Source organism: Stappia sp. (assembly GCF_040110915.1).
GTDB lineage: Bacteria > Pseudomonadota > Alphaproteobacteria > Rhizobiales > Stappiaceae > Stappia.
Genome location: NZ_CP157793.1, coordinates 3312009 through 3337111 on the forward strand (window position 1 = coordinate 3312009; position 25103 = coordinate 3337111).

At 67.9% G+C, this 25103-nt stretch carries 21 protein-coding genes; 3 read left to right on the top strand and 18 right to left on the bottom strand.

Annotated features, from left to right (window positions below):
- Positions 1-11: 11 nt before the first annotated feature.
- The 13 genes from ABL312_RS14790 to ABL312_RS14850 all read right to left on the bottom strand — a co-directional run bounded on the left by ABL312_RS14790 (position 12) and on the right by ABL312_RS14850 (position 17268).
- Positions 12-2444, bottom strand: coding sequence for a Tex family protein (locus ABL312_RS14790; RefSeq protein WP_349358172.1), 2433 nt, complete (start codon positions 2442-2444; stop codon positions 12-14).
- Positions 2445-2605: 161 nt separating this feature from the next.
- Complete coding sequence (locus tag ABL312_RS14795) at positions 2606-3721, bottom strand: ATP-dependent RecD-like DNA helicase (RefSeq protein ID WP_349358173.1); 1116 nt, start codon at positions 3719-3721, stop codon at positions 2606-2608.
- 87 nt (positions 3722-3808) lie between these two features.
- Complete coding sequence (locus ABL312_RS14800) at positions 3809-4840, bottom strand: 4-hydroxyproline epimerase (RefSeq protein ID WP_349358174.1); 1032 nt, start codon at positions 4838-4840, stop codon at positions 3809-3811.
- Positions 4841-4853: 13 nt separating this feature from the next.
- The gene (locus ABL312_RS14805; protein WP_349358175.1) at positions 4854-6098 is read right to left on the bottom strand and encodes an FAD-binding oxidoreductase; all 1245 of its coding nucleotides are present in this window, start codon (positions 6096-6098) and stop codon (positions 4854-4856) included.
- An 86-nt stretch (positions 6099-6184) separates the two neighbouring features.
- Positions 6185-7402 carry an MFS transporter gene (locus tag ABL312_RS14810; protein ID WP_349358176.1) on the bottom strand — a complete coding sequence of 406 codons (1218 nt, stop codon included), beginning with the start codon at positions 7400-7402 and terminating at the stop codon, positions 6185-6187.
- The gene (gene arsB, locus ABL312_RS14815; protein ID WP_349358177.1) at positions 7399-8436 is read right to left on the bottom strand and encodes an ACR3 family arsenite efflux transporter; all 1038 of its coding nucleotides are present in this window, start codon (positions 8434-8436) and stop codon (positions 7399-7401) included. The genes ABL312_RS14810 and arsB overlap by 4 nt, the downstream gene beginning before the upstream one ends.
- Before the next feature lie 40 nt (positions 8437-8476).
- The gene (locus ABL312_RS14820) at positions 8477-8830 is read right to left on the bottom strand and encodes a metalloregulator ArsR/SmtB family transcription factor (protein WP_349358178.1); all 354 of its coding nucleotides are present in this window, start codon (positions 8828-8830) and stop codon (positions 8477-8479) included.
- 167 nt (positions 8831-8997) lie between these two features.
- Positions 8998-9831 (bottom strand): dipeptide ABC transporter ATP-binding protein, encoded by an 834-nt coding sequence (locus tag ABL312_RS14825; RefSeq protein WP_349358179.1) that lies wholly within the window; start codon positions 9829-9831, stop codon positions 8998-9000.
- A complete protein-coding gene (locus tag ABL312_RS14830) occupies positions 9828-10697 on the bottom strand; it encodes an ABC transporter ATP-binding protein (RefSeq protein ID WP_349358180.1) in 870 nt (289 codons plus the stop codon). Before ABL312_RS14830 ends, ABL312_RS14825 begins: the two co-directional genes overlap by 4 nt.
- Before the next feature lie 3 nt (positions 10698-10700).
- A complete protein-coding gene (locus tag ABL312_RS14835; RefSeq protein ID WP_349358181.1) occupies positions 10701-11615 on the bottom strand; it encodes an ABC transporter permease subunit in 915 nt (304 codons plus the stop codon).
- 21 nt (positions 11616-11636) lie between these two features.
- Complete coding sequence (locus tag ABL312_RS14840; protein ID WP_349358182.1) at positions 11637-12644, bottom strand: ABC transporter permease subunit; 1008 nt, start codon at positions 12642-12644, stop codon at positions 11637-11639.
- A 108-nt stretch (positions 12645-12752) separates the two neighbouring features.
- On the bottom strand, positions 12753-14339 hold the full coding sequence (locus tag ABL312_RS14845) for an ABC transporter substrate-binding protein (RefSeq protein WP_374730211.1): 1587 nt from the start codon (positions 14337-14339) through the stop codon (positions 12753-12755).
- 319 nt (positions 14340-14658) lie between these two features.
- Positions 14659-17268 (bottom strand): mechanosensitive ion channel domain-containing protein, encoded by a 2610-nt coding sequence (locus tag ABL312_RS14850; protein WP_349358184.1) that lies wholly within the window; start codon positions 17266-17268, stop codon positions 14659-14661.
- 263 nt (positions 17269-17531) lie between these two features.
- Here ABL312_RS14850 and ABL312_RS14855 point away from each other — a divergent pair, with 263 nt between their 5' ends.
- Positions 17532-18590, top strand: coding sequence for a DUF2336 domain-containing protein (locus ABL312_RS14855; RefSeq protein WP_349358185.1), 1059 nt, complete (start codon positions 17532-17534; stop codon positions 18588-18590).
- A gap of 28 nt (positions 18591-18618) precedes the next feature.
- On the opposite strand, the gene ABL312_RS14860 is transcribed toward ABL312_RS14855, so the two are convergent.
- The 3 genes from ABL312_RS14860 to fliI all read right to left on the bottom strand — a co-directional run bounded on the left by ABL312_RS14860 (position 18619) and on the right by fliI (position 21031).
- Positions 18619-19077 carry a paraquat-inducible protein A gene (locus tag ABL312_RS14860; RefSeq protein ID WP_349358186.1) on the bottom strand — a complete coding sequence of 153 codons (459 nt, stop codon included), beginning with the start codon at positions 19075-19077 and terminating at the stop codon, positions 18619-18621.
- Positions 19078-19268: 191 nt separating this feature from the next.
- Positions 19269-19676 (bottom strand): flagellar export protein FliJ, encoded by a 408-nt coding sequence (gene fliJ / locus ABL312_RS14865; RefSeq protein ID WP_349358187.1) that lies wholly within the window; start codon positions 19674-19676, stop codon positions 19269-19271.
- 29 nt (positions 19677-19705) lie between these two features.
- Positions 19706-21031, bottom strand: coding sequence for a flagellar protein export ATPase FliI (gene fliI, locus ABL312_RS14870; RefSeq protein ID WP_349358188.1), 1326 nt, complete (start codon positions 21029-21031; stop codon positions 19706-19708).
- A 471-nt stretch (positions 21032-21502) separates the two neighbouring features.
- Here fliI and ctrA point away from each other — a divergent pair, with 471 nt between their 5' ends.
- Positions 21503-22192 carry a response regulator transcription factor CtrA gene (gene ctrA, locus ABL312_RS14875; RefSeq protein ID WP_349358189.1) on the top strand — a complete coding sequence of 230 codons (690 nt, stop codon included), beginning with the start codon at positions 21503-21505 and terminating at the stop codon, positions 22190-22192.
- 222 nt (positions 22193-22414) lie between these two features.
- Positions 22415-22879: a DsrE family protein gene (locus ABL312_RS14880; RefSeq protein ID WP_349358190.1), complete on the top strand. Its 465-nt coding sequence runs from the start codon at positions 22415-22417 to the stop codon at positions 22877-22879.
- Positions 22880-23012: 133 nt separating this feature from the next.
- Here ABL312_RS14880 and ABL312_RS14885 read toward each other — a convergent pair whose 3' ends face one another.
- Both ABL312_RS14885 and ABL312_RS14890 read right to left on the bottom strand, forming a co-directional pair.
- The gene (locus tag ABL312_RS14885; protein ID WP_349358191.1) at positions 23013-23876 is read right to left on the bottom strand and encodes a protein-glutamate O-methyltransferase CheR; all 864 of its coding nucleotides are present in this window, start codon (positions 23874-23876) and stop codon (positions 23013-23015) included.
- Entirely contained in the window at positions 23873-25087 is a 1215-nt protein-coding gene (locus tag ABL312_RS14890) for a chemotaxis response regulator protein-glutamate methylesterase (protein WP_349358192.1), read from the bottom strand. The genes ABL312_RS14885 and ABL312_RS14890 overlap by 4 nt, the downstream gene beginning before the upstream one ends.
- Positions 25088-25103: the final 16 nt, after the last annotated feature.

The following is a 25103-nucleotide window of genomic DNA, read 5'->3' on the forward strand; positions in this document are numbered from 1 at the left end:
CGCGTGCCCCGTCACCGCTTCTTCTTGTTGAAGGCCTCGGCGAGGGCGGCGGCCATGGCGCCATTGCCGCCCGCGTCGCGCTGGCCCGATCCCTGCCCCCGCCCCTTGGCCGGGCCTTTTCCGGGCGCGCCCTTCGCCCCCGCCCCGCGCTTCGGACCCGGTCCGCGATCCGCGCCGGGGCGGCCGCCGGCCGCATCGCCCGTTCCCGCGTCCTTGCGCATCGAAAGACCGATACGCTTGCGGGCCATGTCGACCTCCATCACCCGCACGCGCACGATGTCGCCGGCCTTCACCACCTCGGACGGGTCGCGCACGAAACGGTCGGCGATCTGCGAGACATGCACCAGCCCGTCCTGATGCACGCCGATGTCGACGAAGGCGCCGAAGTTGGTGACATTGGTGACGGTCCCTTCCAGCGACATGCCGGGCTTGAGGTCCGCCATGGTCTCCACGCCGTCCGTCAGCTTCGCCGTCTTGAACTCGGGTCGCGGATCGCGGCCGGGCTTTTCCAGCTCGGCCAGGATGTCGCGCACCGTCGGCAGGCCGAAGGTGTCGTCCACGAAGCGCTCGGGGTCGAGCGCCTTCAGTTGCGCGGCATTGCCCATCACCTCCGAGAGCGGCCGTCCGCAGGCGGCGACGATGCGCTCGGCCACCGGATAGGCCTCCGGGTGCACGGCCGAGGCGTCGAGCGGGTTCGTGCCGTTGGCGATCCGCAGGAAGCCGGCGCATTGCTCGAATGCCTTGGGCCCCAGACGCGGCACGGCGAGCAGGTCCCGGCGGCTGGCGAAGGCGCCATTGGCGTCGCGATGGGCGACGATGGCCTCCGCGAGCCCCGCCGACAGGCCGGAGACACGCGTGAGAAGAGGCGCCGAGGCGGTGTTGAGATCGACGCCGACGGCGTTCACCGCGTCTTCCACCACCGCATCCAGCGCGCGGGCGAGCTTGGTCTGGTTGACGTCGTGCTGATACTGGCCGACGCCGATGGACTTGGGCTCGATCTTGACCAGTTCGGCGAGCGGGTCCTGCAGACGGCGGGCGATGGAGGCCGCGCCGCGCAGCGACACGTCGACGTCGGGCAGTTCGCGCGCCGCCAGCGCGCTCGCCGAATAGATCGAGGCGCCCGCCTCGTTGACGATCACCTTGACCGGGCGCCGGCCGACCGGCACGTCGCCGAGCGCATCGGCGACCAGGCGATCCGTCTCGCGGCTCGCCGTGCCGTTGCCGATCGCGATCAGCGCGATGTCATGCTTTGCGATCAGCGCCAGCAGCGCGGCGCGCGCGCCCGAGACGTCATTGCGCGGCTGGAAGGGGTAGATGGTGGCCGTGTCCACCAGCTTGCCGGTCGCGTCGACCACCGCCACCTTGACCCCGGTGCGGATGCCCGGATCGAGGCCGAGCACGGAGGTCGCCCCGGCCGGCGCGGCGAGCAGAAGATCCTTGAGGTTGCGCGCGAAGACCTGGATGGCGTCGTCCTCGGCGCGTTCGCGCAGCCGCGTCATCAGATCGAGTTCCAGATGCAGCGCCAGCTTCACCTTCCATGCCCAGCGCGCGGTCTCGCAAAGCCAGCGGTCGCCCGGCCGGCCCTCGTCGGAGATCCCGGCCGCCGCCCGCACCATGCGCTCCACCGGCGGCACGGGCGCGGGGTCCTCCGCGTCGACCGCGAGATCGAGCGCCAGCACGCCCTCGTTGCGTCCGCGCAGCAGGGCGAGCGCCCGGTGGCTCGGGATGTCGGCCCATTTTTCCGAATAGTCGAAATAGTCGGAGAACTTGGCGCCGGCCTCCTCCTGTCCCTCGACCACGCGCGAGCGCACCACGGCCCCGCGCATCAGATGGTCGCGCAGCCGGCCGACGAGCGTGGCATTCTCGGCGAAACGCTCCATCAGGATCTGGCGCGCGCCGTCGAGCGCGGCCTTTTCGTCCGCAACGCCCTTGTCCGCGTCGAGGAAGCCGGCGGCCTCCGTCTGCGGATCGCGGGAGGGATCGGCGAGCAGCCGGTCGGCGAGCGGTTCCAGCCCCGCCTCGCGCGCGATCTGCGCCTTGGTGCGCCGCTTCTTCTTGAAGGGAAGATAGAGATCCTCAAGCTGCGCCTTGGTGTCGGCGGCGGCGATCTTCTTTGCCAGATCGTCGTCGAGCTTGCCCTGTTCGTCGATGGAGGCGACGATCGACGCGCGCCGGTCCTCGAGCTCGCGCAGATAGCCGAGCCGTTCCTCCAGCGTGCGCAGCTGCGTGTCGTCGAGCCCGCCGGTCGCCTCCTTGCGGTAGCGCGCGACGAAGGGCACCGTCGCCCCGCCGTCCAGCAGCTCCACCGTTGCCGACACCTGTTCGGGCCGGCACGCCAGATCCTCCGCGATGCGCCGGCAGATCCTGGCGGCCACCGCCGGCGGCAGGCCGGCGGTCTTCGCATTCGGGGCGCCGGAAGTCGGGGCGGACGCGGTCTCGGTCATGGAACGGATCCTTCGCAAAAAACAGGAAGCCCCGGCGCGCCGCGAGCAGCGCCGCGCGGGGAGCGCACTCTACGCGGCCGCCCGGCGCCGCACCAGTCTTGCCCGATCTCGCGAGGCCGCTTGCCCACAGGGCGCGGGCGGCGGTCAGCGCACCGCCGGACTTACCGCACCACCGTGATGCGTTCGGCCGCCCGCGTCACCGCCGTGTAGAGCCAGCGGTCGCGATACTCGCGGAAGGCCCAGCTCTCGTCGAAGAGCACCAGATCGTCCCATTGCGAGCCCTGCGCCTTGTGGACGGTGAGCGCATAGCCGTAGTCGAACTCGTCGGAGCGCCGGCGCATGGCATAGGGGATCTGCTCGCCCCCTTCCTCGAAGAGCCCGGGCAGCACCTTGACCGACACCACCTTGGAGCGCGTCTCGCCCTCCTCCGGCTTCACGTCGAAGCGCAGCGTGTTGCCCTTCGACGGGCGCAGGCGCTTGACCGTCCAAAGCCCGCCATTGAGCAGCCCCTTGGTCTTGTCGTTCCTGAGACACACCAGCTTGTCGCCGACCGCCGGCATCGGCGTGGTGAAGCCCTTCAGCTCGCGAATGCGGCCGTTGTAGAGCCGGCGCGTGCGGTTGGTGCCGACCAGCACCTGATCGGCGGCCAGGATCGCGCCGGCGTCGATCTCGCGCCGCGAGATGATCCGGCTGTCGCCATAGTCGCCGCGCGCCAGATCCTCGCCCTCGCGGATCAGCATCGACATGTGGACGATCGGATTGTCACGCGCCTGGCGGTGCACCTCGGTGAGCATCACGTCGGGCTCGGCCTCGGTGAAGAAGCCCCCGCCCTTCACCGGCGGCAGCTGCGCCGGATCGCCCAGCACCAGCACCGGCGTGCCGAAGGACAGGAGATCGCGGCCCAGATCCTCGTCGACCATCGAGCATTCGTCGATGACGATGAGGCTCGCCTTGGCGGCGACCGAATCGCGGTTGATGGAGAAGCTGAGCGCGCCCTCCTCCTCGTCCTCATCCTCGTCCTTGCGCCCGCGCGGACGGTAGATCATCGCGTGGATCGTGGTCGCCCCGTCGCAGCCCTTCTGGCGCAGCACATGCGCCGCCTTGCCGGTGAAGGCCCCGAAGGCGACGTCGCCGTCGATCCCGTCCGCCAGATGGCGGGCGAGCGTCGTCTTGCCGGTGCCGGCGAAGCCGAAGAGCCGGAACACCTGCTTGTCGCGGGATTTCAGCCAGCGCGCGACCTCGGCGAGCGCAGCCTCCTGTTGGGGGGACCAATCCATGACGCGATTCCCTTGAGTTGCCGCCCCTACCTATCCGGTTTGCGGCCGCCGCGCACCCTCCCCGCCCAACGGACCGAGCGGTCCGGCTCACGGCCCGGGATAGCGCTTCACGCCGGTGCCGGCGACGGAAAAGCCGGCCATATAGGGATCGCGGGTGTCGAGCGTAATGGTGGAGGTGCCGGTGCGGATCGCCCAGCCCTCGATGGTCGGCACGACGGCGGGCCGCCCGCCGACGGTGGTTTCGCGCGCGATGCCGCCGGTGAAGGTCGAGCCGATCACGCTTTCATGCACGAAGGCATCGCCGACGCCCAGCTGACCGCGCGCGTGCAGCTGGGCGATCCGCGCCGAAGTGCCCGTGCCGCAGGGGCTGCGGTCGATGGCCTTGTCGCCGTAGAACACCGCGTTGCGGGCATGGGCGCCCGGCACCGTCGCCGGCCCCGTCCACTGGATGTGGGTGATGCCGCGAATGCGCGGATCGTCCGGGTGCACCATCTCGAAGACCTCGTTCATGCGCGCGCGCAAGACCGGACTGATCGCCACCAGCCGGTCGACGTCGATGGCGCCGACGCCCGGAAAATGCGCCTGCGGCTCGATGATGGCGTAGAAGTTTCCGCCATAGGCGACATCGAAGGTAAGCCGGCCAAGCTCCGGGCAGTCGATCTCCAGATCCGTCGCCGCCAGAAAGGACGCCACATTGGTCAGCCGCACCGACACGACGTGTTCGCCCTCGCGCACGTACTCCGCCAGCACGAGACCGGCCGGCGTGTCGAGCCGCGCGACACCCGGCTCGGCGGGCGTGAGCAGGCCTTCCTCCAGCGCCATGGTCACCGTGCCGATGGTGCCGTGGCCGCACATCGGCAGGCAGCCGGAGGTTTCGATGTAGAGCACGCCGACATCGCAATCGTCGCGCGTCGGGGGATAGAGGATCGCGCCCGACATCATGTCGTGGCCGCGCGGCTCGAACATCAGGCCCGTGCGGATCCAGTCGAAGCGCTCGAGGAAATCGGCACGCCGCGCCAGCATCGTGTCGCCGGCAAGCTGCGGCCCGCCGCCGGCCACCAGCCGCACCGGATTGCCGCAGGTATGCCCGTCGAGACAGAAGAACGTGTGGCGCGCCATGGAAGATCCTCCTTCAGAAGCGGTCGACGGCATAGGGCGCGAGATCGATCCCGGGCGCCCGGCCCGCGATCAGATCGGCCACCAGTTCGCCGGTCGTCGCCGCCTGGGTCAATCCGTGATGGGCATGGCCGAAGGCATAGACCACGCGCGGCACCGTGCGGCTCCTGGAAATCACCGGCAGGCTGTCGGGCAGCGAGGGGCGAAAGCCCATCCAGCGCTCGCCCGTCTCCGCCTTCAGACCCGGCACCACGCGCCGGGCGCGGGCCACCAGCGCGTCGACGCGCGCCCAGTTCGGCTCCGCCGTCAGGCCGGCGAACTCGACCGCGCCGCCGATCCGCAAGCCCGCCGCGATCGGCGAGAGCACGAATCCATAGCCGGCTAACATGATGAAGCGGCGGAAGGACACGCCGGGCTTCGGCACGGTGATGTTGTAGCCGCGTTCGGTATCGAGCGGCACGTCCTCGCCCAGGGCTGCGGCCAGACGCCGCGACCAGGCGCCCCCGGCGATCACCAGATGCTCGGCCGCGATGAGCGGCCCGTCGCGCAGCGACAGCTGGACCGCATCCGCGTTTGCGGTCAGGCCGACCACCTCGCCGCGCAGGATCGTGCCGCCGCGTGCCCGCACCACCCTCTCCAGATCGCCGCACATGGCGAAGGGATCGTCGAGATGGGCCCAGCCTGGAATGAAGGCGCCGCCGGCGACCGTGGGCCCGAGATCGGGCTCCATGGCGCGGATCTCGTCGCCGGAGAGTTCCCGCACCTCGATGCCGTGGTCGCGCTGGAGCTGCCAGCCCGGCCGCGCGCGGGCCACCTCGCCCGGCTTGTCGAAGACGTCGAGACAGCCTTCGTGGCGCGCCCGCCCGCCGGTCTGCGTCTGCGTCCACAGCCGCTCCCAGGCCGGCAGCGCTTCGGCGTTGAGCGCGGCGATCGCGGCCACGGAGCGGCGCATCGCGGAGGGCCGCGAGGCGGCGAGAAAGCGCAGCATCCACGGCAGGATCGACAGCGCATAGGCGGGGCGGATCGACAGGGGCCCGAGCGGATCGAGCAGCCAGCCGGGCGCCTTGCGCCACACATCCGGAGAGGCGAGCGGCGCCACATCGGTCCAGGCGATGCCCGAGGCATTGCCGCGCGAGGTCTGCGAGCCGGGCTCCGCCCGGTCGATCAGCGTGACCTCATGCCCGCGCGCCTGCAGCGTCGCGGCCGTGGCGAGCCCGACGATGCCGGCCCCGAGAATATGCACGTGTCCGCGCGCGCTCATGGACGTTTTCGCTCCCCCGGTTGCCGCGACTTCGTTCCGGTGTTGTGCCCGAGATCGCCGGACACGTCGAGAGCGGGAGCGGAAGATCAGGTCGCGCGCGACGCGTGGACCCGTCGGCGGACGGCGACGACCCAGGCAAGCCCGGCGAAGGACAGGCAGGCGGCGGCGAAGCCGAGCAGCAGCGGCGCGGTCGGCCCGGCGAGATCGATGGCCGCGCCCATGGCGAAGGGCGCGAGCGCGCCGGTGATCAGCACGGGCCGCGCGATGCGTCCCAGAAGCCGCGCATAGCCGTCGGGGCCGAAGAGGGCGAGCGGCAGCGTGCCGCGCACGATGGTGACGAGCCCGTTCGCCCCACCGTAAAGCACGGCGAAGGCCGCCGCCGAGGCCGGGGTCAGCCCGAGCGTTGCCAGCAGCAGAAAGGCGAGCGGCAGGGTCGCGGCGGCGGTGAGCCCCACGATGAGCGGCGACACCCGCCGCGCCACGGCGAATTCCAGCATCCGCGCGCCCACCTGCGAGGGGCCGATCACCGTGCCGACGGTAACGGCGGCTGCCGCCGCCAGCCCCAGATCGATGAACACGGCGAGCAGATGCGCCGACAGGCCGATGAAGAGGAACGCATTGGCGCTGAAGCCGATGGCCAGCCCCCAGAAGGCGGCGCGCGCGCCCCGAGCGGCCGCATCGGCGAAGAGATGGTCCCCGGCGGCCGGCGTCGGCGCGGACCGGGCGGTGGTCGCCTCCGCATCGCGCGGCGGCACCGGCAGCAGCAGATGCGCCGGCAGGGCAAGGCCCAGCATGGCGCCGGCATAAACGAGATAGGTGCCGCGCCAGTCGAGCGCCTCCAGCAGCCAGTGCGTCACGGGCCAGGAGAGCGTGGAGGCGAAGCCCGCGATCAGCGTCAGCGCCGTGATGCGGCTGCGCGCGCCTTCGCGAAACAGCGTGCCGAGCGTGGCGAAGGCCGGGTCGTAGAGCGCCATCGACATCGCCGCCCCCAGCACGCCCCACACGGCGAAATAGGCGAGCGGGTGCGACACCGAGGCCATCGCCGCAAGCCCGAGGGCGGCGACGAGCGAGCCGGTCGCCATCACCCGGCGCCCGCCCCAGCTCTCGATGCGCGCGCCGACATGCGGCGAAAGAAGACCCGCGACCAGCAGGCCGAAAGACAGCCCGCCCAGCGTCAGCGCGCGCGACCAGCCCATGTCCTCGGCAATGCGCGGCGCGGTGAGGACGACCGCATAGATCAGCGTGCCATAGCCGACGATCTGGGTGAGACCGAGAAGGGGAACGGCACGCCTTGCTCCTGTCACGACGGCTGCGCCCCGCTCTCCGGAAAGGCCGCGCGCGTGCGGTTGGCAACGGCAACCAGGCTCAGCATGACCGGCACCTCGACCAGAACGCCGACCACCGTGACGAGCGCCGCCCCGGAGTTCAGTCCGAAGAGCCCGATGGCGACCGCCACCGCAAGCTCGAAGAAGTTGGACGTCCCGATCAGGGCGCAGGGGGCGGCGACGGCATGCGGCACGCGCCACAGATAGGCCCAGAGGTAACCCAGCGCGAAAATGCCATAGGACTGAACGAGGATCGGCACCGCCAGGAGCGCGATCAGGGCCGGACTTTCCAGTATGATCCGCCCCTGAAAGCCGAAAAGCAAAACGACCGTCATCAGCAGGCCGACCATCGACGCAGGCTTCACCCGGGCGTTGAACCGGTCGAGCGCCGCGCCGTCGCCCCCGCGCAGCAGGGCGGACCGGGTCAGCGCGCCGGCGGCCAGCGGAATGATCACATAGAGGCCGACGGACAGCAGCAGGGTTTCCCAGGGAACGGCGATATCCGTCACCCCGAGCAGGAACGCGACGATGGGCGCGAAGGCAAACACCATGATCACATCGTTCAGGGAGACCTGCACCAGCGTGTAATTGGCATCGCCGCGCGTCAGCTGCGACCAGACGAACACCATCGCCGTACAGGGTGCGGCGCCCAGCAGGATCAAACCGGCGATGTATTGCGACGCGTTCTCCTGCGGAATCAGGTCCGCGAACACATGCTGGAAGAACAACACCCCAAGCGCGGCCATCGTGAACGGCTTGATCAGCCAGTTGATCACCACGGTGATCACCAGCCCCTTGGGCCTGCGGCCGATGTCGCGCAGGCTGGCGAAATCCACCGCGACCATCATCGGATAGACCATCGCCCAGATCAGGATCGCGACGACGAAATTCACCGAGGCGTATTCCAGCCGGGCCAACCCCGAAAACAGCCCCGGCAGAAGGTTGCCCAGAAGAATGCCCGCGAGGATGCACAGCCCCACCCAGACGGAAAGATAACGCTCGAAAACACTCATGGGTGGTTTGCCCCCGTTGCACAGTGATCCTGTCGGCTCGTCAGTCGGTCCCGACGACACCCCGCCCGTCCGCCGCCGCCACCAGCGTCAGCGACCCGCACACCTCCGGCCGCCCGCCGCAGCAGTCGCCGACCAGAAAATCCAATAGCCCGGCGATGCCCTCGTGATCGGCCCGGTAGCGGATAAGACGCCCCTCGCGCTCCGAGGCGATCAGCCCGGCGCGCTGGAGCTGCGCCAGATGGGTCGACAGCGTGTTCGGCCTGACGGCGAACCGCTCGGCGAGGTCACCGGCCGACACGCGCTCCGGCGAGACCTTCACCAGATGGCGAAAGACATCGAGACGCGTGTCCTGACCCAGCGCTGCGAGCGCGAGAATGGCGTTTGACTTATCCATATTTCGAGAAATATCGAAATATTTAGCGCCGTCAAGTGACGGTTCGATGACACCGCCCGCGTCACACGCGCGTCACATATGCAACGAACGAAAAAGCCCCCGCGCGGGCGCGGGGGCTTGCAGGATCGGGGACGGCGACCCCGGCCCGGAGGCCGGTCCCTTCCGCCTCAGGCGGCGGAGGCCTTCGCCGCGAGCCGCTTGCGGATGCTGTCGACGTCGGCGCGCGGCGTCGCGGCGAACAGCGTCTTCGTGTAGTCGTGCTGCGGGTTCTCGAACACCGCGTCGCGGGTCCCGTGCTCCACCGCCTCGCCGAAGTACATCACCATCACCTGATCGGCGATGTAGCGCACCACCGACAGATCGTGGCTGATGAAGACATAGGTGAGGTTGAACTCGTCCTGCAGGTCGGCGAGCAGATTGAGGATCTGCGCCTGCACCGAGAGATCGAGCGCGGACACCGGCTCGTCGAGGACGAGCAGCTTCGGGCGCAGCATGATCGCCCGCGCGATCGCCACGCGCTGGCGCTGGCCGCCGGAGAACATATGCGGGTAGCGCCCGTAATGCTCGGGCTTGAGCCCGACCTTCTCCAGCATCGCGAGCGCGGCGTCGCGGCGCTCGGCGGCCGGCATGTCGGTGTTGAGCAGGAGCGGTTCCTCCAGCACGGCACCGATCTTCTGGCGCGGGTTGAGCGAGCCGTAGGGGTTCTGGAAGACGATCTGCACCTGCTGGCGCATCTCCCGGGTAATGCCCTTCCTCGCGATGTCGATCTCCATGCCGTCGATCTCGATGGTGCCCGACGTCGGCGGATCGATCATCGTCAGCATGCGCGCGAGCGTCGACTTGCCGCAGCCGGACTCGCCCACCACCGCGAGCGTCGACCCGCGTTCGACATCGAAGCTCACGCCCTTCACCGCATGCAGCAGCTTCGGCTTGGAAAACAGGCCGCCGGGGATGACATAGTCGCGCTTGAGGTCGCGGACCTTCAGGATCACGTCGCTCATGTCCGCGTCTCCCCGGTTTCGGCCACGGTCTCGGCGGCGATGCTCTGCGCGTAGTCGGCCACCGTCGGCAGGCGGTCGCCGGTGGCGTTTTCCGGCAGCGCCGAAAGCAGCGCGCGCGTATAGGCATGCGAGGGGTTTTCGAACAGCGTGAGAACGTCCGCCGTTTCCATCTGCTGGCCCTGATACTGCACGACGACGCGGTCGGCCGTCTCGGCGACGACGCCCATGTCGTGGGTGATCATGATGAGGCCCATGCCGGTGTCGCGTTGCAGCCGGGTCAGAAGATCGAGGATCTGCTTCTGAATGGTCACGTCGAGCGCCGTGGTCGGCTCGTCGGCGATCAGCAGCTTGGGGTGACAGGCGGTGGCGATGGCGATCATCACGCGCTGGCACTGCCCGCCGGACATCTGGTGCGGAAAGGCCGAGACCCGCCGCGCGGGCTCGGGAATGCCGACCGCCTCGAGCAGGTCGATCACCCGGTCCTTGCGCTGGCGGCGGTTGAGATCGGTATGCGCCTTGAGCGCCTCGTCGAGTTGGAAGCCCACCGTGAAGCAGGGATTGAGGCTGGCGATCGGCTCCTGGAAGATCATCGAGATCTCCTTGCCGATCACCTTGCGCCGCGCCGCCGGCGAGAGGTCGCGCAGGTCGCGCCCCTCGAAGGCCAGCACGTCGGCGGTGACCGTGGCGCTGTCGGGCAGGAGCCCCATCAGCGCCAGCATGGCGACCGACTTGCCCGAGCCCGATTCGCCGACGATGGCGAGCACCTCGCCCCCCTCGACCGTATAGTCCACGCCCTTGAGCGCCCGGAACGGCCCCTGCGCGGTGTCGAACTCGACGCTCAGATTGCGGATCTCGAGAAGCGCCATGGCTCAGCTCCGCTTCAGCTTGGGATCGAGGGCGTCGCGCAAGCCGTCGCCCACAAGGTTGATGGCAAGCACCGTGACCAGGATCGCAAGGCCCGGGAAGGTCACGACCCACCAGGCGCGCAGGATGAACTCGCGCGCTTCCGCGAGCATGGTGCCCCACTCCGGCGTCGGCGGCTGCGCGCCCATGCCCAGGAAGCCGAGCGCCGCGGCATCGAGGATCGCGGTCGAGAACGACAGCGTCGCCTGCACGATCAGCGGGGCCAGACAGTTCGGCAGGATGGTCTTGAACATCAGCCGCAACCGGCCCGCGCCGGCGAGCCGCGCGGCGACCACATAGTCGCGCGAGCGCTCCGCCAGCACGGCGGCGCGCGTCAGACGCACGAAATGGGGCTGCAGCACGATGGCGATGGCGATCATCGCATTCATCAGCCCCGGCCCCAGCACGGCGACCAGCACCAGCGCCAGCAGCAACGACGGAAAGGCGAGGATCACATCCATCACCCGCATGATCGCCGTATCGACCCAGCCGCGGAAAAACCCGGCGATCAGACCGATGACGATGCCGCCGCTCAGCGCGATGCCGACGACCAGAACGCCGATGAACAGCGAAAAGCGGGCCCCGTAGATCAGCCGCGAAAGAATGTCGCGCCCCACGGCGTCGGTTCCCAGCAGGAAGGTGGTCGTGCCCCCTTCCGACCAGGCCGGCGGAACCAGGAAATACTCGCGGAACTGCACACCGGGATCGTGTGGCGCGATCACCGGCGCGGCCAGCGCCACCACCACCAGCGCGACAAAGAACACCAGCCCGATCACCGCGCCCGTGTTCTGGGAAAAATAGAACCAGAATTCCGCCAGCATCTTGCGCGTGGCGCTCCGGCTTTCCGCCTCGACGGCGGCACTCGTGTCGAGTTCACTCATGAGGTGTCCCGGTCTCGGATCTCAGGTGTGGCGGATACGCGGATTGATCAGCCCGTAGAGCAGATCGACCGTGAGGTTCACCAGCATGACGATGGCCGCGATCATCAGCAGCCCGCCCTGCACGACCGGGTAGTCCCGCCGCGCGATGCTTTCGACCATCCACTTGCCGATCCCCGGCCAGGAGAAGATCGTCTCGGTCAGGATCGCGCCGCCGAGCAGCACCCCGACCTGAAGGCCGATGGTGGTCACCACGGGAATGAGCGCGTTGCGCAGCGCGTGCAGGCCGATGACCCGGCTCGGCCGCAGCCCCTTGGCGCGGGCGGTGCGCACATAATCCTCGCCCAGCACCTCGAGCATGGCGGACCGGGTCTGACGGGCGATCACCGCCAGCGGGATCGTCGCCAGCACGATGGACGGCAGGATCAGATGCCGCACGGCCGAGGTGAAGGCGCCCGGCTGGCCCGACAGCAGGCTGTCGATCAGCATGAAGCCGGTCTGCTGCGGGAAGAAGAACATCAGCGAGATGCGGCCCGACACCGGCGTCCACTGCAGGATGCCGGAAAACAGGATGATGAGCAGCAGGCCCCACCAGAAGATCGGCATGGAATAGCCGACCAGCGCGGTGCCCATGATCGTCTGGTCGTAGAACGAGCCGCGCTTCACCGCGGCGAAGATGCCGGCGGGAATGCCGAAGGCCACCGCGATGATGATGGCGCAGAGCGCAAGTTCGGCGGTCGCGGGAAACAGCGTCATGAACTCGGTGACGACCGGCTTCTTGGTGACGATGGACACGCCCAGATCGCCGTTCAGGATCCCGACCAGATAATCGAAATACTGTTCCCAGATCGGTCTGGAAAAGCCGAACTGCTCCATGAGTTCGGCATAGCGTTCATCGGAAACCCCGCGTTCGCCGGCCAGAAGAAGGACCGGATCGCCGGGAAGAAGACGAATGAAACCGAAGGCGACGATGGTCACGCCCAGGAAGGTGGGCACGAGCAGCGCCAGGCGGCTGACGAGAAAGCGGATCATCGAAGGGGTCCAGAGGCAGGCACCGGCCGGCAGCCGGCCGGTGCGAAAGTATGGCACCGGCACCGCGCCCCGCGGTCAGGCAGGCGCGGCGCCGGTCAGTCCGGCGGGTTACTCCGCGAGGTCGACGCCGTCGAACCAGTGGCCGCCAAGCGGATCCATCACGTAGCCGGTGACCTTCGACGACATCGGCATGAAGACGACCGAATGCGCGATGGTGGCCCAGGGCGCCTGCTGCTTGAAGATGAACTGCGCTTCTTCGTACAGCTTGGTGCGCTGCTCCTTGTCGGAGACCGTCTTGGCCTTCTGGATCACGTCCTCGAACGGCTGGTGGCACCAATGGGCGCGGTTCGAGCCGCCAACGCCATCGCAGCCGAGCAGCACGGCGAGGAAGTTGTCCGGATCGCCATTGTCACCGGTCCAGCCGAGCAGCACCGCGCCGTCGCGATCCAGCTCCGTGGAGCGCTTCAGATACTCGCCCCACTCATAGGAGACGATCTCCACGTCGACGCCGATCTTGGCGAAATCCGCCTGGATCACCTCGGCCATGCGACGCGCGTTCGGGTTGTAGGGACGCTGCACCGGCATCGCCCAGATCTTCATGTCGAGGTCGGTCACGCCGGCTGCCTCGAGCATCTTCTTGGCCGCCTCGGGATCGTAGGGGTCGTCCTCGATGGCGTCATTGTAGGACCACATCGTGGGCGGGATCGGGTTCTTGGCCGCCATGCCGGAGCCCTGGAACACGGCGTCGAGAATGGCCTGCTTGTTGATGGCCATGTTGAGCGCCTTGCGCACCTTCGGATTGTCGAAAGGCGCGACCTGCGTGTTGTAGGCCAGATAGCCGACGTTGAGGCCCTGCTGCTCCATGAGCGTCAGGTTTTCGTCGGCCTTGATGTCGGCGATATCGGCCGGCGCCGGATACGGCATGATGTGGCACTCGCCCGCCTTCAGCTTCTGAAGCCGCACGGAGGCGTCCGGCGTGATCGCGAAGACGAGATTGTCGACCGGCTGCTTGCCCTTCCAGTAATCCGCGAACGCCTGGTAGCGGATGACCGCGTCCTTCTGGTACCCGACGAACTGGAACGGACCGGTTCCGACCGGCACCTGGTTCATCATGTCCATCTGACCGTCGGCGGCCAGCTTGTCGGCATATTCGGCCGACTGGATCGAAGCGAAGTCCATCGCCAGATTGCCCATCATCGGCGCTTCGGGCCGCGTCAGCACGAACTTCACCGTGTAGTCGTCAACCCGGACGATCTCCTTGATGAGGTCCGGCATGGACATGCCGTTGAAATACTCCCAGGACGCGCCGGCGGTATAGGAATACCACGGATGGTCCTTGTCCCGCTGACGCTCGAAGGTGAAGATCACATCGTCGGCGTTGAAGTCCCGGGTCGGCGTGAACCCTTCGGTGGAATGGAACTTCACGCCCTTGCGCAGGTTGAAGGTGTACTCCAGCCCGTCCTCCGAAACCTCCCAGCTTTCGGCCAGGCCCGGCTGGACCTCCGTCGTTCCGCGCTTGAATTCCACAAGGCGGTTGAACACCGGCTTGGCGGCGGCGTCGAAGGTCGTGCCCGTCGTGTAGAGCGCCGAATCGAAGCCTTCCGGCGACCCTTCGGAACAATACACCAGGGTCTTCGCCGAGGCGGCCGAAGCCGCGAACATGGCGAGACTGACGCCCATGAGTGCAGCTTTCATGGTGCGGCGGATGATCATCTATTCTCTCCCGATCTATTGAATGGGGCGGAGCGGACGCGTCTTTCACACGCATCGCCCCCGGCAATCAGTTTTCGCCTGAACGCCCCTTTGCGCACCCTAGTCCTGCGAGAACCGGGCCACAATAGGTTGTGAAACTCTATATTCGGGCATTCGGGGAATGATTTTTCCCGAATGCCCCGACCTTGAGAGAATTTTCACGTCTCGAAAAAATTCGCGCCTCGACCCCGCCGTCGCGTCGCTGCCGGCTTCGCCGGTGAAACCGGCGCCCGGGCGCGATCCGGCCCTGCGGCGACGTGCCTCAGCCGTCGTCGCCGTCGTCGGGCACATCGGGGGCGCTGTCCCGGGTCCGCCGTCCGCGCCAGCGCCGGCCGGAGCGGCGGATGCGGCGCGGCAGGCGCTCGCGCGCCTCCTGCGCGCCGACCTCGGACGCCTGACCCGAGGCTCCATCCGCGCCGTCGCCGGCGGACGCGCCCGGAGATGCCCCCTGCGATGCCCCTTGAGACGCGCCTTGCGGCGCGCCCTGGACAGAGGTCTGGGGCGGCGCGAGCGCCTCCTTGCCCGGATGGTAGGTGACCTGCGGGAAGGGGATCTCGATGCCGCGCTCGTCGAACGCGCGCTTGACCTGCTCGTTGTAGGCGCGCCCGACCGCCCATTGCATGCCCGGCGTCGTCTTGATCCGGGCGCGCACCGTGATGGCGCTGTCGCCGAAGGTGGTCACGCCGTGCATCTCGAGCGGTTCCAGGATCTCCGGACCGAGGTCGCCTTCCTTCAGCCGGTCGAAGGCGACATGCATCGCCATCTTCACCTCGCCGATGTCGCTGTCGTAGGCCACCCCGATCTGGGCGACGTGATAGGCGAAGCCGCGCATGAAGTTCGCCACCCGGTCGACGGTCGAGAAGGGAATGACGTGGGCCGTTCCGTCGAGGTCGCGCAGCCGCACCGAGCGGATGGTCAGCTTCTCCACCGTTCCGGTGACGCCGCCCAGCGTCACGACATCGCCCTCGTTCATCGCGTTTTCCACCTGGATGAAGGCGCCGGTGATGATGTCCTGGACGAGTTTCTGCGAACCGAAGGAGATCGCCAGACCGAAGACACCGGCACCGGCGATCAGCGGCCCGATGTTGACGCCGATCTCCGACAGCGCCAGCAACGACACCATGATCACGAGAATGATGGAAAAGGCGTTCCGGAACAGGCCGAACAGCGTCTTCTCGCGCGAGGTCGGCATGCGGCTGACGGGATTGAGGCGGAAATCGATCCACGAGATCACCGCCAGCCAGATGAAGAACCCGATCAGGATCACGATGCCGGCCGACATGGCCCGGCCGATCCACTCCTGACCGTCGCGCGAGGCGGACCAGCCGGTGACGTCGACGGCGCCCCAGGCATGCAGGATGGCGATCAGCACCCCGAAGAAGACGCCGAGCCGCACGATCGAGAGGACTCGCGGAATGAAGGCGTTGAGCCGGCGTTCGAGCATCGGCAGACGCGCGTGGACCGTCGCCGGCAGGCGGATGCCGCCGGTGATGGTGCGGGTGAGCGCCAGCGACACCAGCGTCCCGATCATGATCGCCAGCACCGACAGCACGGTGGCGCGCAGCATGAAGGTGGTCGCGCCGAAGGGGCGCGACAGCCACACGGAAAACAGCAGCAGCACGTAGAAGATCGCGAACAGGTGCCAGGTGCGCGCGGCGAGCTCGATCATGCCGGAGGCGATGGCATTGCCGCGTGCTTCCGCATAGCCGAGGATCCGGTCGCGGGTCGCGACCCGGTTGCGCAGCACCGCGACGATCGCCAGCCCCACGCTGCCGAGCACGATGAACATCCTGAGCGAATTGGCGAGCACGAAGGAAATGTCGTCGGAGACCACCGGCACGACGACCATCGTGCCGTAGCCGAGCAGGTTGTAGATCGCGAACAGCCAGCGCCGCCAGTAAAGCGCCTGCGCATCGTCGAGCGGCACAAGCCGCAGCTCGGAGAACTTCGGGCTGAGGGCGAAGCGGGTGCACACCTTGGCGATCTGGATGAAGAAGAAGGCATTGAGGAACAGCGATTCCACCAGGTCCACCCGGCCGCCCTCCGGACCGGACGAAATCGCCACCAGATAGCCGCCGCCGAAGGCGATCGCGACCACCAGGGCTTCGACGAGGGCGCGCGCCAGAAGCAGGCCCGCGCGGCGCAGCACCGTCGCGGCCCGGGTGCGCGCCACCAGGCGGGCGAAGAGGTGATCGGCGAGCCGCCGCAGCGCATAGAGAATGCCGAGTGCCGCCACGGCGATCAGCAGCAACTGGATCGCGGCCTCCTGCACGTCCGACCAGTCCGCGCCGCTGGCATAGGACAATGCGGTCGGCAGGGCCGTGAAGGCACGCTTGATCTTGTTGAGGAAATCGCGCCCCTCCTCGATGAGCGCCTGCGTCGCCTCCGCGATCCGCACGGCCAGATGCGGGGCGGGCGGATCCTCGCCCGTCTCCGCCGCAGCCTCGCCGCCGCCGCCGTCGGCGGTCGTGTCCGCGCCCCCCTCGGCCGCCGGGGCGGGCGTGCCCCGGGCCGCGCCCGAGCCGCCGCCGCGCCCGCCGGCGGTCGCGGCCTCCTGCGTGCGCAGATAGTCGGTCAGTGCGTCCCGCACGCCGGGATCATTGAGAAGCCGGATCAGCGCATCCGCGCCCGGTTCGCCCGTCGTCGGCGCAGACGACGACCCATCGGCCTGTGCCGTCGGCGCAGGCGAAGACCCGCCAGCCTGTGCCGCCGGCGCCGACCCGGAGCCGCCCTCCGGCGCGTTCGCGCGCTCGGCCGCGTCCTGCAGGGCCCCGGCCGTTGCCGGCGACGCCTCCTGCGCCATGACCGGCGCCGGCCCCGACACGAGAACGGCAATCGCAAGAGCGATGGCGGCAAACGGGAAACGTGACATGTAACCTCCATGGCGCACGCGGGGCGCAGTACCGGCGCGAGAGAACCGGCCGATGCCGGTCACTTTATCAAGGCCCGCCCGATACGCGAACGTACGGTCTGCGGTTTCCCTTACCTATCGAACCAGAAGTCCCCGTCAACCGACGACGGGCACAATGCACTCATGCAAACGGAAAACCTTGTGAAGAAGATGTAATGCCAGAATTTTTCAACCGAATGGTAACAAGCCGGCCGGCATGATAATCTGGGAAAAGGGATGACTTCATGCTCCGCGACCTGCTGCAGCTCGCACGAAATCCTGCGCCGGACGCGCGCGCAAAGCTTTTGCAGCGCGTTGCCGACGTGTTTCTCGACCGCGTGGGCCATCATACCCCGGCGGAGCTGGAGTTGTTTTGCGAGATCATCCTGAAGCTTCTGGACGGCAGCGAGACGGAGGAACGCGCGCGCCTGTCGCACCGCATGGCGCCGTGGCGCGACACGCCGCAGGCGGTCGCCTATCGGCTGGCCAGCGACGAGATCAAGGTGGCCGCGCCCATGCTGGAGCACAGCCCGAGCCTCAGCGAGGCGGATCTGATCAAGCTGGCCCGACGCATGCCCCAGTCCCACCTCGTCGCGCTGGCGCGGCGCGCCGACATGCCGTGCCGGCTGTCCGACACGCTGGTGGAGGTCGGGCGCACCAAGGTCTGGCGCGAGATGGCGGGGAACGTCAATTCGACCTACTCCGACTGGGCGCTGCGCACGCTTGCCAAGCGCTCCCTGTCGGACGCTCCGCTGCGGGCGCGGATGAGCGCGCGCCCGGATCTCACGCCGCTGATCTGCGAGTGGCTGATCCCCCACGTCAACGCCTCCACGCGTGTCCGGCTCGAGGCGATCCTCTCGGGCAGCGACCCGCGCGACGTCGCCGCGCCCGACAACGTGCGTCAGGATCTGCGACGGCGCTTCGACATCTTTCTGGAGACCTGCGGCGTCGCGGAGCTGCAGCAGCTGGTGAAGGACGGCGAATACCGGCTTGGGACGATCATCCTCGTGCTGCTTGCCGAGGGACGCAGCCACGACGCCTTCCAGATGATCGCCGCGCATACGCAGCATTCCCTCAAGGCGGTGCAGCGGGCCATCTATCAGGCCGGCATCGACGAGTTGATCAACATGTGCCACGCCGCCGGCCTGTCGGATCAGGTCTTTCTGGCGCTCGCCCATCTGCGATGCAAGCATCTGCGCATCCCGGAGAACCAGGCGATGCGATGGCTGGAGACCTTCCGAAGGGTGATGGAGCAGGCCCCGCCGCCGCACCCGGACCCGTCCGACCGGAAGCGCCCGTCGTAGCCGCCACCGCTGGTCTGCCCGGCGCCTCTCACCCGGCCCTGCGCGCCAGCGTCGCCGCCAGCGCCGTGGCGAAGGTGGCGGTCGCGTAGAACCACAGGCCCGGCAGGGTCGCGGCCGCCGCCAGACCGCTGGACTTGGCCGCGAAGATCACCAGCGCGACCAGCATCACATCCATCATCGACCACTTGCCGAGCGCGTTCATCACGGCGAGCGGGCGCGTGCGCGCGCCGGTCAGCGCGGTGACATGAACGAGCAGGATCTTGAGGGCGGGAAAGACGATCGACACGGCCGCGATCACGGTGGCAAGCGCGGCGTCCCCGTCGCGCCACAGACCGGCGACGATGTCGAGCAACGACGGGCGGTCCTCCAGCAGGAAAAGCCGCTCGAAGCGCATCAGCGGCAACACCAGGCCGAGCGCGAAGCTGAAGGTGGCGACGGGCAGCAGAACCGCGATCGCAAGACGCGGGATCACGGGACGCGAAGACATGGGGACGAAGACATGTGGACGGATCCGGGTGCGCGGGCGATCCTGGGACCGGGGGCGGGCGGCGGGCGGAGCCCGCCACGCCTCCCGGGCGAGCAGTCCCCTGCGACTATTCCCGAACCAACGGGCAAAGGCCAGCCCCGGCGGCGGCCTCCCGTCTTCCCCGCCGCACCGCGTCCTCGCGGAGACGTCGGTCAGCGCATGTGACGGCGCGCGGCGACCTCGTCGAGGGCGTCCTGTTCGGCGGCCTCGCGCTCGTTGCGCTCGCGGATCTGGTCGCGCTCCTCGAGCAGTTCGAATTTCTTGAGTTCCTCGAGCGCCTCGCGCAGGGCCTCGCGCGCGGCCTCCAGCTGACCGGTCAGCTCGTCGGCCGACTCCAGCAGATTGTCGCGCCGTTGCGCGGCCGCCTTGGCGAAGGTGGGATAGGCGAAATGGCTCACATCCGTGATGCCGACCCGCTCCTGCTCGGCCGCAATCTGGTCGTCGAGCTCCTGCGCCATGCGCTTGAACTCGTCGACCATCGACTCGATCTGCGCCAGTTGCCGACGGCGCTCGTCGACCTGGAACTGCTTCAGGCGAATGAGACTCTCACGCGACTTCATTACTCGAAAACTCCCTTTTCAAGCTCAGATTACGCGAGAGTCATTTCCAAAAGGTTGGCAAGATCGGTGTATCCTTCATCAAGGCGCGTCGCCTCGCCCTTGCCCTGCGCAAGGAAGGTTTCCAGCGCGTCGTGACGCCCGATCGCCTCGTCCACCACCGGATCCGAGCCGCGCTTGTAGGCGCCGAGCCGGATCAGCTCCTCCATGTCGGAATAGGTGGCCATCAACTGTTTCGCCCGGCGCAACACCGGCTCCACCGGCTCCGGCACGCAGCGCGGCATGGTGCGCGAGACCGACTTGAGCACGTTGATCGCCGGGTAGCGACCGCGTTCGGCAATGGCCCGCTCCATCACGATATGACCGTCGAGAATGCCGCGCACCGCGTCGGCCACGGGCTCGTTGTGATTGTCGCCCTCCACCAGCACCGTGAACAGCCCCGTGATGGTGCCCGTGCCCGCCCGGCCCGGCCCGGCGCGCTCCAGCAGGCGCGGCAGTTCGGTGAAGACCGTTGGCGTATACCCCTTGGAGGTCGGCGGCTCGCCGATCGACAGGCCGATCTCGCGCTGCGCCATGGCGAAGCGCGTGACGGAATCCATCATGCACATGACATTGCGCCCGGCGTCGCGGAAGTGCTCGGCCACCGTCAGCGTCATATAGGCCGCCTGCCGGCGCATCAGCACGCTTTCGTCGGAGGTGGCGACGACGACGACCGAGCGGGCGAGGCCCTCCGGCCCGAGGTCGTCCTCGATGAATTCCTGCACCTCGCGCCCGCGCTCGCCGATCAGGCCGATCACCGCCACATCCGCGGTCATGTTGCGCGCGATCATCGACATCAGCACGGACTTGCCCACGCCCGAGCCGGCGAAGATGCCCATGCGCTGGCCCTGGCAACAGGTCACGAAAGTGTTGAGCGCGCGCACGCCGAGATCGAGCGGCGGACCGACCCGCCCGCGCTCGTTGGCCGGCGGCGGGGTCGAGCGCAGCCGGCGGGCCGAGCCGCCCGTGGGCAGCGGCCCGCGCCCGTCGATCGGCTCGCCCATGGCGTTGACGACGCGCCCCAGCCAGGCATTGCAGGGATAGGCGAGGCTCTCGCGCGCGGAAAGCACCGCCCGGCATCCCATGCGCACGCCCTCCAGCCCGGCGAAGGGCATGCACAGCGCGTGGCCGTCGCGAAAGCCGACCACCTCCGCCGGCACCGGCGGCACGCCCTCGCCCGTCTCCACCTCGAGGCGGGCGCCGACGCTCATCTCGTGGATCGGCCCCGCGACCTCCAGCAACAGACCCTGAACCGAGACGACCCGGCCGAACACCTCGGCGGCCATCAAGGACTCGATTTCGGCAAAAAGCGGCTCCATGGCCTCGCTCCGCGTCGTCCGCGCACGCCGGCGCGCCCTTCAGTCTAACCCATGAAACCCGCGGTTTCCCGGCATTTCCGCGCCAATTGCTACCGAGAGGTTATGGCGATTTGCAGGTTTATGCTTCAAGGTAACGTATCATTTACGACTCTGATTAATCTTAACAGGGAGGGCTTTCGTTGGATGGTGAGCCGTCCTTGGGCCCGTGCCCGGCGTAGAGGCTGAGTCGCATGAGTCGGTTACCCCGGCTTGTTAATGTGGCACTTGAAGATTTTGAGGAAAGGATTTCCTCAGGTTTTTCAAGAGATTGGGAAAGTTTCCCAATACGGCCTCATCGGTGCTTGCGAGTGTGAATCAGAATTTGTTAACCATTGTCTCACACAGTGAGTCGGAGGTTAACCGCAGTCCTTCGCACCGGGAGCGTACCCGCCGGCGCGGCTTGCCCAGGATAGGCAGACATAGGGGATTGGCATGCGTGTCCTGTTGATCGAGGATGACGGCGCGACGGCGCAGAGCATCGAGCTGATGCTCAAATCCGAGAACTTTAACGTCTACACGACGGATCTTGGCGAGGAGGGAATCGACCTCGGCAAGCTCTACGATTACGACATCATCATGCTGGATCTCAACCTTCCCGACATGTCGGGATACGAGGTCCTGCGGACGTTGCGCGTCTCCAAGGTCAAGACGCCGATCCTGATCCTGTCCGGCCTCGCCGGTATCGAGGACAAGGTTCGCGGCCTCGGCTTCGGCGCCGACGACTACATGACCAAGCCGTTCCACAAGGACGAGCTGGTCGCCCGCATCCATGCAATCGTGCGCCGCTCCAAGGGGCATGCGCAGTCGGTCATCACCACGGGCGATCTGGTGGTCAATCTGGACACCAAGACGGTGGAGGTCGCAGGCCAGCGCGTGCATCTCACCGGCAAGGAGTACCAGATGCTCGAGCTGCTCTCGCTGCGCAAGGGCACCACGCTCACCAAGGAGATGTTCCTCAATCATCTCTACGGCGGCATGGACGAGCCGGAACTGAAGATCATCGACGTCTTCATCTGCAAGCTTCGCAAGAAGCTCGCCGCCGCGACGTCCGGCAAGAACTACATCGAGACGGTCTGGGGACGCGGCTACGTTCTGCGCGAGCCGGAAGAAAAGGCGGCCTGAGGCCGCACGGCCTTTCGGCACCGCCAATAATCCCCTGCACTCGATGGTCTGTCCCATCGCAAAGGCCCTGTGCGGACCCTCCGCGCGGGGCCTTCGCTTTTTGCCCGGGCGTCGTCGCCGGAACAGTGCGCCTCTCCCGCCCCGACCTTGATCTTTCTCAAGGTCGACGGGCCCGCCGCTCCTTAAGGATTCATTGTTTCGAAACCATTAGGAGCCTCCCGCATGCGCGCCCTGCCCCCTCTCCTCCTCACCGCCCTTCTCACGGTTTTCGCCGTTTTCGCGTCGGCGCCGGCCGCGCAGGCCGAGCCGGACAAGACCGCCGGTCTGTTCGTGAACCTGACGACCGACGACACCTGGGCGGCGGCGAAGGCCATCATGTTCGCCCATCAGCGCGTCCTCAAGGGTGGCCACAAGCCGGTGGCGATCTGGCTCAACGTGCGGGCCGTCTACCTGGCGGACAAGAAGCGCCCGTCCCACGTCCACGGTCTGATGCGCGACGACAATGCCTCGATCCAGGACATGCTCACCGCCTTCATGGCCGACGGCGGCCGCGTGGTGATGTGCGGCGCCTGCTCCCAGGCGGCGGGGCTGACGAAGGACGACTATATCGACGGGGTGGAGATGGGCAGCTGGCCGGCCATCGAGAGCCTGCTCTTCGATCCCAAGGTCAAGACGCTCGCCTGGTAGCCCCCCCGCGCGAAAACGCGATGCCGAAAACGCGAAAACGGCCAGCCCCGCAAAGGGCCGGCCGTTGCCGTGTCGTCGTCCCGCTCGTGTGCCGGCTCGCGCGCCTTGAGCGCCGCGCCGCCCCGGCGGCGCCTCAGCCGGCCGCGACGGTGAAGCGCGAGCGCGTCAGACCGGCCGTCGACGCGCCGGCCGTCGTCTGGTAGAGGCCGCGATGCTCGGGCACCGGGCGGAAGGCATCGGTGAGGCCGACCACCGTTTCCGCCGCGCCGAGCACCAGATAGCCGTCGCCGGCCATCTGGCGCGACACCCGCTGCAGCACATCCACCTTGGTCGGCTGGTCGAAGTAGATCAGCACGTTGCGGCAGAACACGATGTCGAAGGTGCCGAGCGACGAGAAGCTCTCCAGCAGGTTCAGCTTGCGCCACTGCACCATCGACCGCAGTTCGGGATTGATCTGCCAGAGATCGCCCTTCTGGGTGAAGTACTTGAGCAGCATCTGGATCGGCAGGCCGCGCTGCACCTCGAACTGCGAGTAGATGCCGCCGCGGGCCTTGTCGAGCACCTCGCCGGAGAGATCCGTGCCGATGATCTCGAAGCGGAAGCCGCCGATCTTCTGCGCTTCCTCCTTGAGACAGATCGCCAGCGAATAGGGCTCCTGGCCGGTGGAGGCGGCGGCGCACCAGATGCGCACCGCGCGCCGGTCGGCGCGGGCCTTGAGCATGGCCGGCAGCATCACCTCGCGGAAATGCTTGAACGGCGTGGCGTCGCGGAAGAAGAACGACTCGTTCGTCGTCATCGCCTCGACCACATCCGTCGCGATCTGCCGCGCGCCGGGGCGCTGCATCGCCTGGATCAGATCCCCGAGGCTGGCGAGACCGTGCCGGCGCGCGACCGGAAGCAGCCGGCTCTCGACGAGATACTGCTTCTCGTTGCTGAGCACGAGCCCGGAATTGGCCTTCAGGTACTGCTTGAGAAACTCGAACTGGGACGCAATCACCTGGGGCCTCCACTCAACAAGCCGACGATTTTCGGGCCGATCCGCGACACCGGAAGAATGTCGCAGCACACGCCGGTCTGCGCGGCTGCGCCCGGCATACCCCACACGACGCTGGTTTCTTCATCCTGCGCGATGACGCTTCCGCCGCCGGCGGAGATCGTCTTCACGCCATTGGCGCCGTCATGGCCCATCCCGGTCAGAACGACCGCGAGGGCGGCGGAGCCATAGACCTTGGCCACGCTGTCGAACAACGGATCGACGGCGGGCTTGCAGAAATTGATCGGCGGACCGTCCTCCAGCCGCGCCACCGGCTGGCCGCCGTCCTTGGTCAGCGTCAGGTGGCGGCCGCCCGGCGCCACATAGACATGGCCGGGCTTGAGCACCTCGCCGTCCTCCGCCTCCTTGGCCGGACGCATGGCCGCCTTGGCAAGATGCTCGGCAAGGATGGCGGTGAAGGTCGGGGGCATGTGCTGGGTCACCACGACCGGCACGTCGCGGATCGCGGGGCCGATGTCGGCGAGCACCTGCTGCAGCGCCTGCGGACCGCCGGTCGACGAGCCGATCGCCACGATGCGCGGGCGCACGTTCGAATAGGGCCGCGTCTGAAACCCGACGCGGGCGGGCGCCGCCACGGGCGCGGCGGCCATGCGGGTGTAGCCCTTGGCCGCCTCGCCTCCGCGCGACACGGGAAGCTGCGACACGGTCTTGCCGGCCGCCGTCTGGGCCCGCATCGGCCGGCCGCGCAGCGCCGACGCGCGCCTGCGCTGTCCGAGCGCCTTGACCTTCTCGATCAGTTCGCGGCGGAAGTCGACGGAGGTCGTGACCTCGCTGTTGCTCTCGGGCTTGGGCACATAGTCCTGCGCGCCGAGCGACAGGGCGCGCAGGCTGATTTCCGCGTTGCGCCGCGTCAGCGTCGAGGCCATGACCACGATGAGATCGCGCTTCTTCTTGAGCATCAGCGGCAGTGCCGTGAGGCCGTCCATCTCCGGCATCTCGATGTCGAGGACGACCACGTCCGGATTGCTGCGCTCGATGTCCTCGACCGCGAGACGGCCGTTGCGATGCGAGGCGACGAGGTTGAGCGCGGGATCGGCGTCGACCCACCGGCTGAGCAGGCCGCGAATGACGACACTGTCGTCCACGACCATGACCCGGACACTATCGGGGTGTGCGCCGCCCTGGGTGGCCGCCGCAGAAGAAGGAGCGATCATGTAAGGAACCCCGCGA

Coding starts and splice junctions, on each gene's coding strand:
- ABL312_RS14790 (WP_349358172.1), bottom strand. CDS start 2,444: ATGACCGAGACCGCGTCCGCCCCGACTTCCGGCGCCCCGAATGCGAAG.
- ABL312_RS14795 (WP_349358173.1), bottom strand. CDS start 3,721: ATGGATTGGTCCCCCCAACAGGAGGCTGCGCTCGCCGAGGTCGCGCGC.
- ABL312_RS14800 (WP_349358174.1), bottom strand. CDS start 4,840: ATGGCGCGCCACACGTTCTTCTGTCTCGACGGGCATACCTGCGGCAAT.
- ABL312_RS14805 (WP_349358175.1), bottom strand. CDS start 6,098: ATGAGCGCGCGCGGACACGTGCATATTCTCGGGGCCGGCATCGTCGGG.
- arsB (WP_349358177.1), bottom strand. CDS start 8,436: ATGAGTGTTTTCGAGCGTTATCTTTCCGTCTGGGTGGGGCTGTGCATC.
- ABL312_RS14820 (WP_349358178.1), bottom strand. CDS start 8,830: ATGGATAAGTCAAACGCCATTCTCGCGCTCGCAGCGCTGGGTCAGGAC.
- ABL312_RS14825 (WP_349358179.1), bottom strand. CDS start 9,831: ATGAGCGACGTGATCCTGAAGGTCCGCGACCTCAAGCGCGACTATGTC.
- ABL312_RS14830 (WP_349358180.1), bottom strand. CDS start 10,697: ATGGCGCTTCTCGAGATCCGCAATCTGAGCGTCGAGTTCGACACCGCG.
- ABL312_RS14835 (WP_349358181.1), bottom strand. CDS start 11,615: ATGAGTGAACTCGACACGAGTGCCGCCGTCGAGGCGGAAAGCCGGAGC.
- ABL312_RS14840 (WP_349358182.1), bottom strand. CDS start 12,644: ATGATCCGCTTTCTCGTCAGCCGCCTGGCGCTGCTCGTGCCCACCTTC.
- ABL312_RS14845 (WP_374730211.1), bottom strand. CDS start 14,339: ATGAAAGCTGCACTCATGGGCGTCAGTCTCGCCATGTTCGCGGCTTCG.
- ABL312_RS14850 (WP_349358184.1), bottom strand. CDS start 17,268: ATGTCACGTTTCCCGTTTGCCGCCATCGCTCTTGCGATTGCCGTTCTC.
- ABL312_RS14855 (WP_349358185.1), top strand. CDS start 17,532: ATGCTCCGCGACCTGCTGCAGCTCGCACGAAATCCTGCGCCGGACGCG.
- ABL312_RS14860 (WP_349358186.1), bottom strand. CDS start 19,077: ATGTCTTCGCGTCCCGTGATCCCGCGTCTTGCGATCGCGGTTCTGCTG.
- fliJ (WP_349358187.1), bottom strand. CDS start 19,676: ATGAAGTCGCGTGAGAGTCTCATTCGCCTGAAGCAGTTCCAGGTCGAC.
- fliI (WP_349358188.1), bottom strand. CDS start 21,031: ATGGAGCCGCTTTTTGCCGAAATCGAGTCCTTGATGGCCGCCGAGGTG.
- ctrA (WP_349358189.1), top strand. CDS start 21,503: ATGCGTGTCCTGTTGATCGAGGATGACGGCGCGACGGCGCAGAGCATC.
- ABL312_RS14880 (WP_349358190.1), top strand. CDS start 22,415: ATGCGCGCCCTGCCCCCTCTCCTCCTCACCGCCCTTCTCACGGTTTTC.
- ABL312_RS14890 (WP_349358192.1), bottom strand. CDS start 25,087: ATGATCGCTCCTTCTTCTGCGGCGGCCACCCAGGGCGGCGCACACCCC.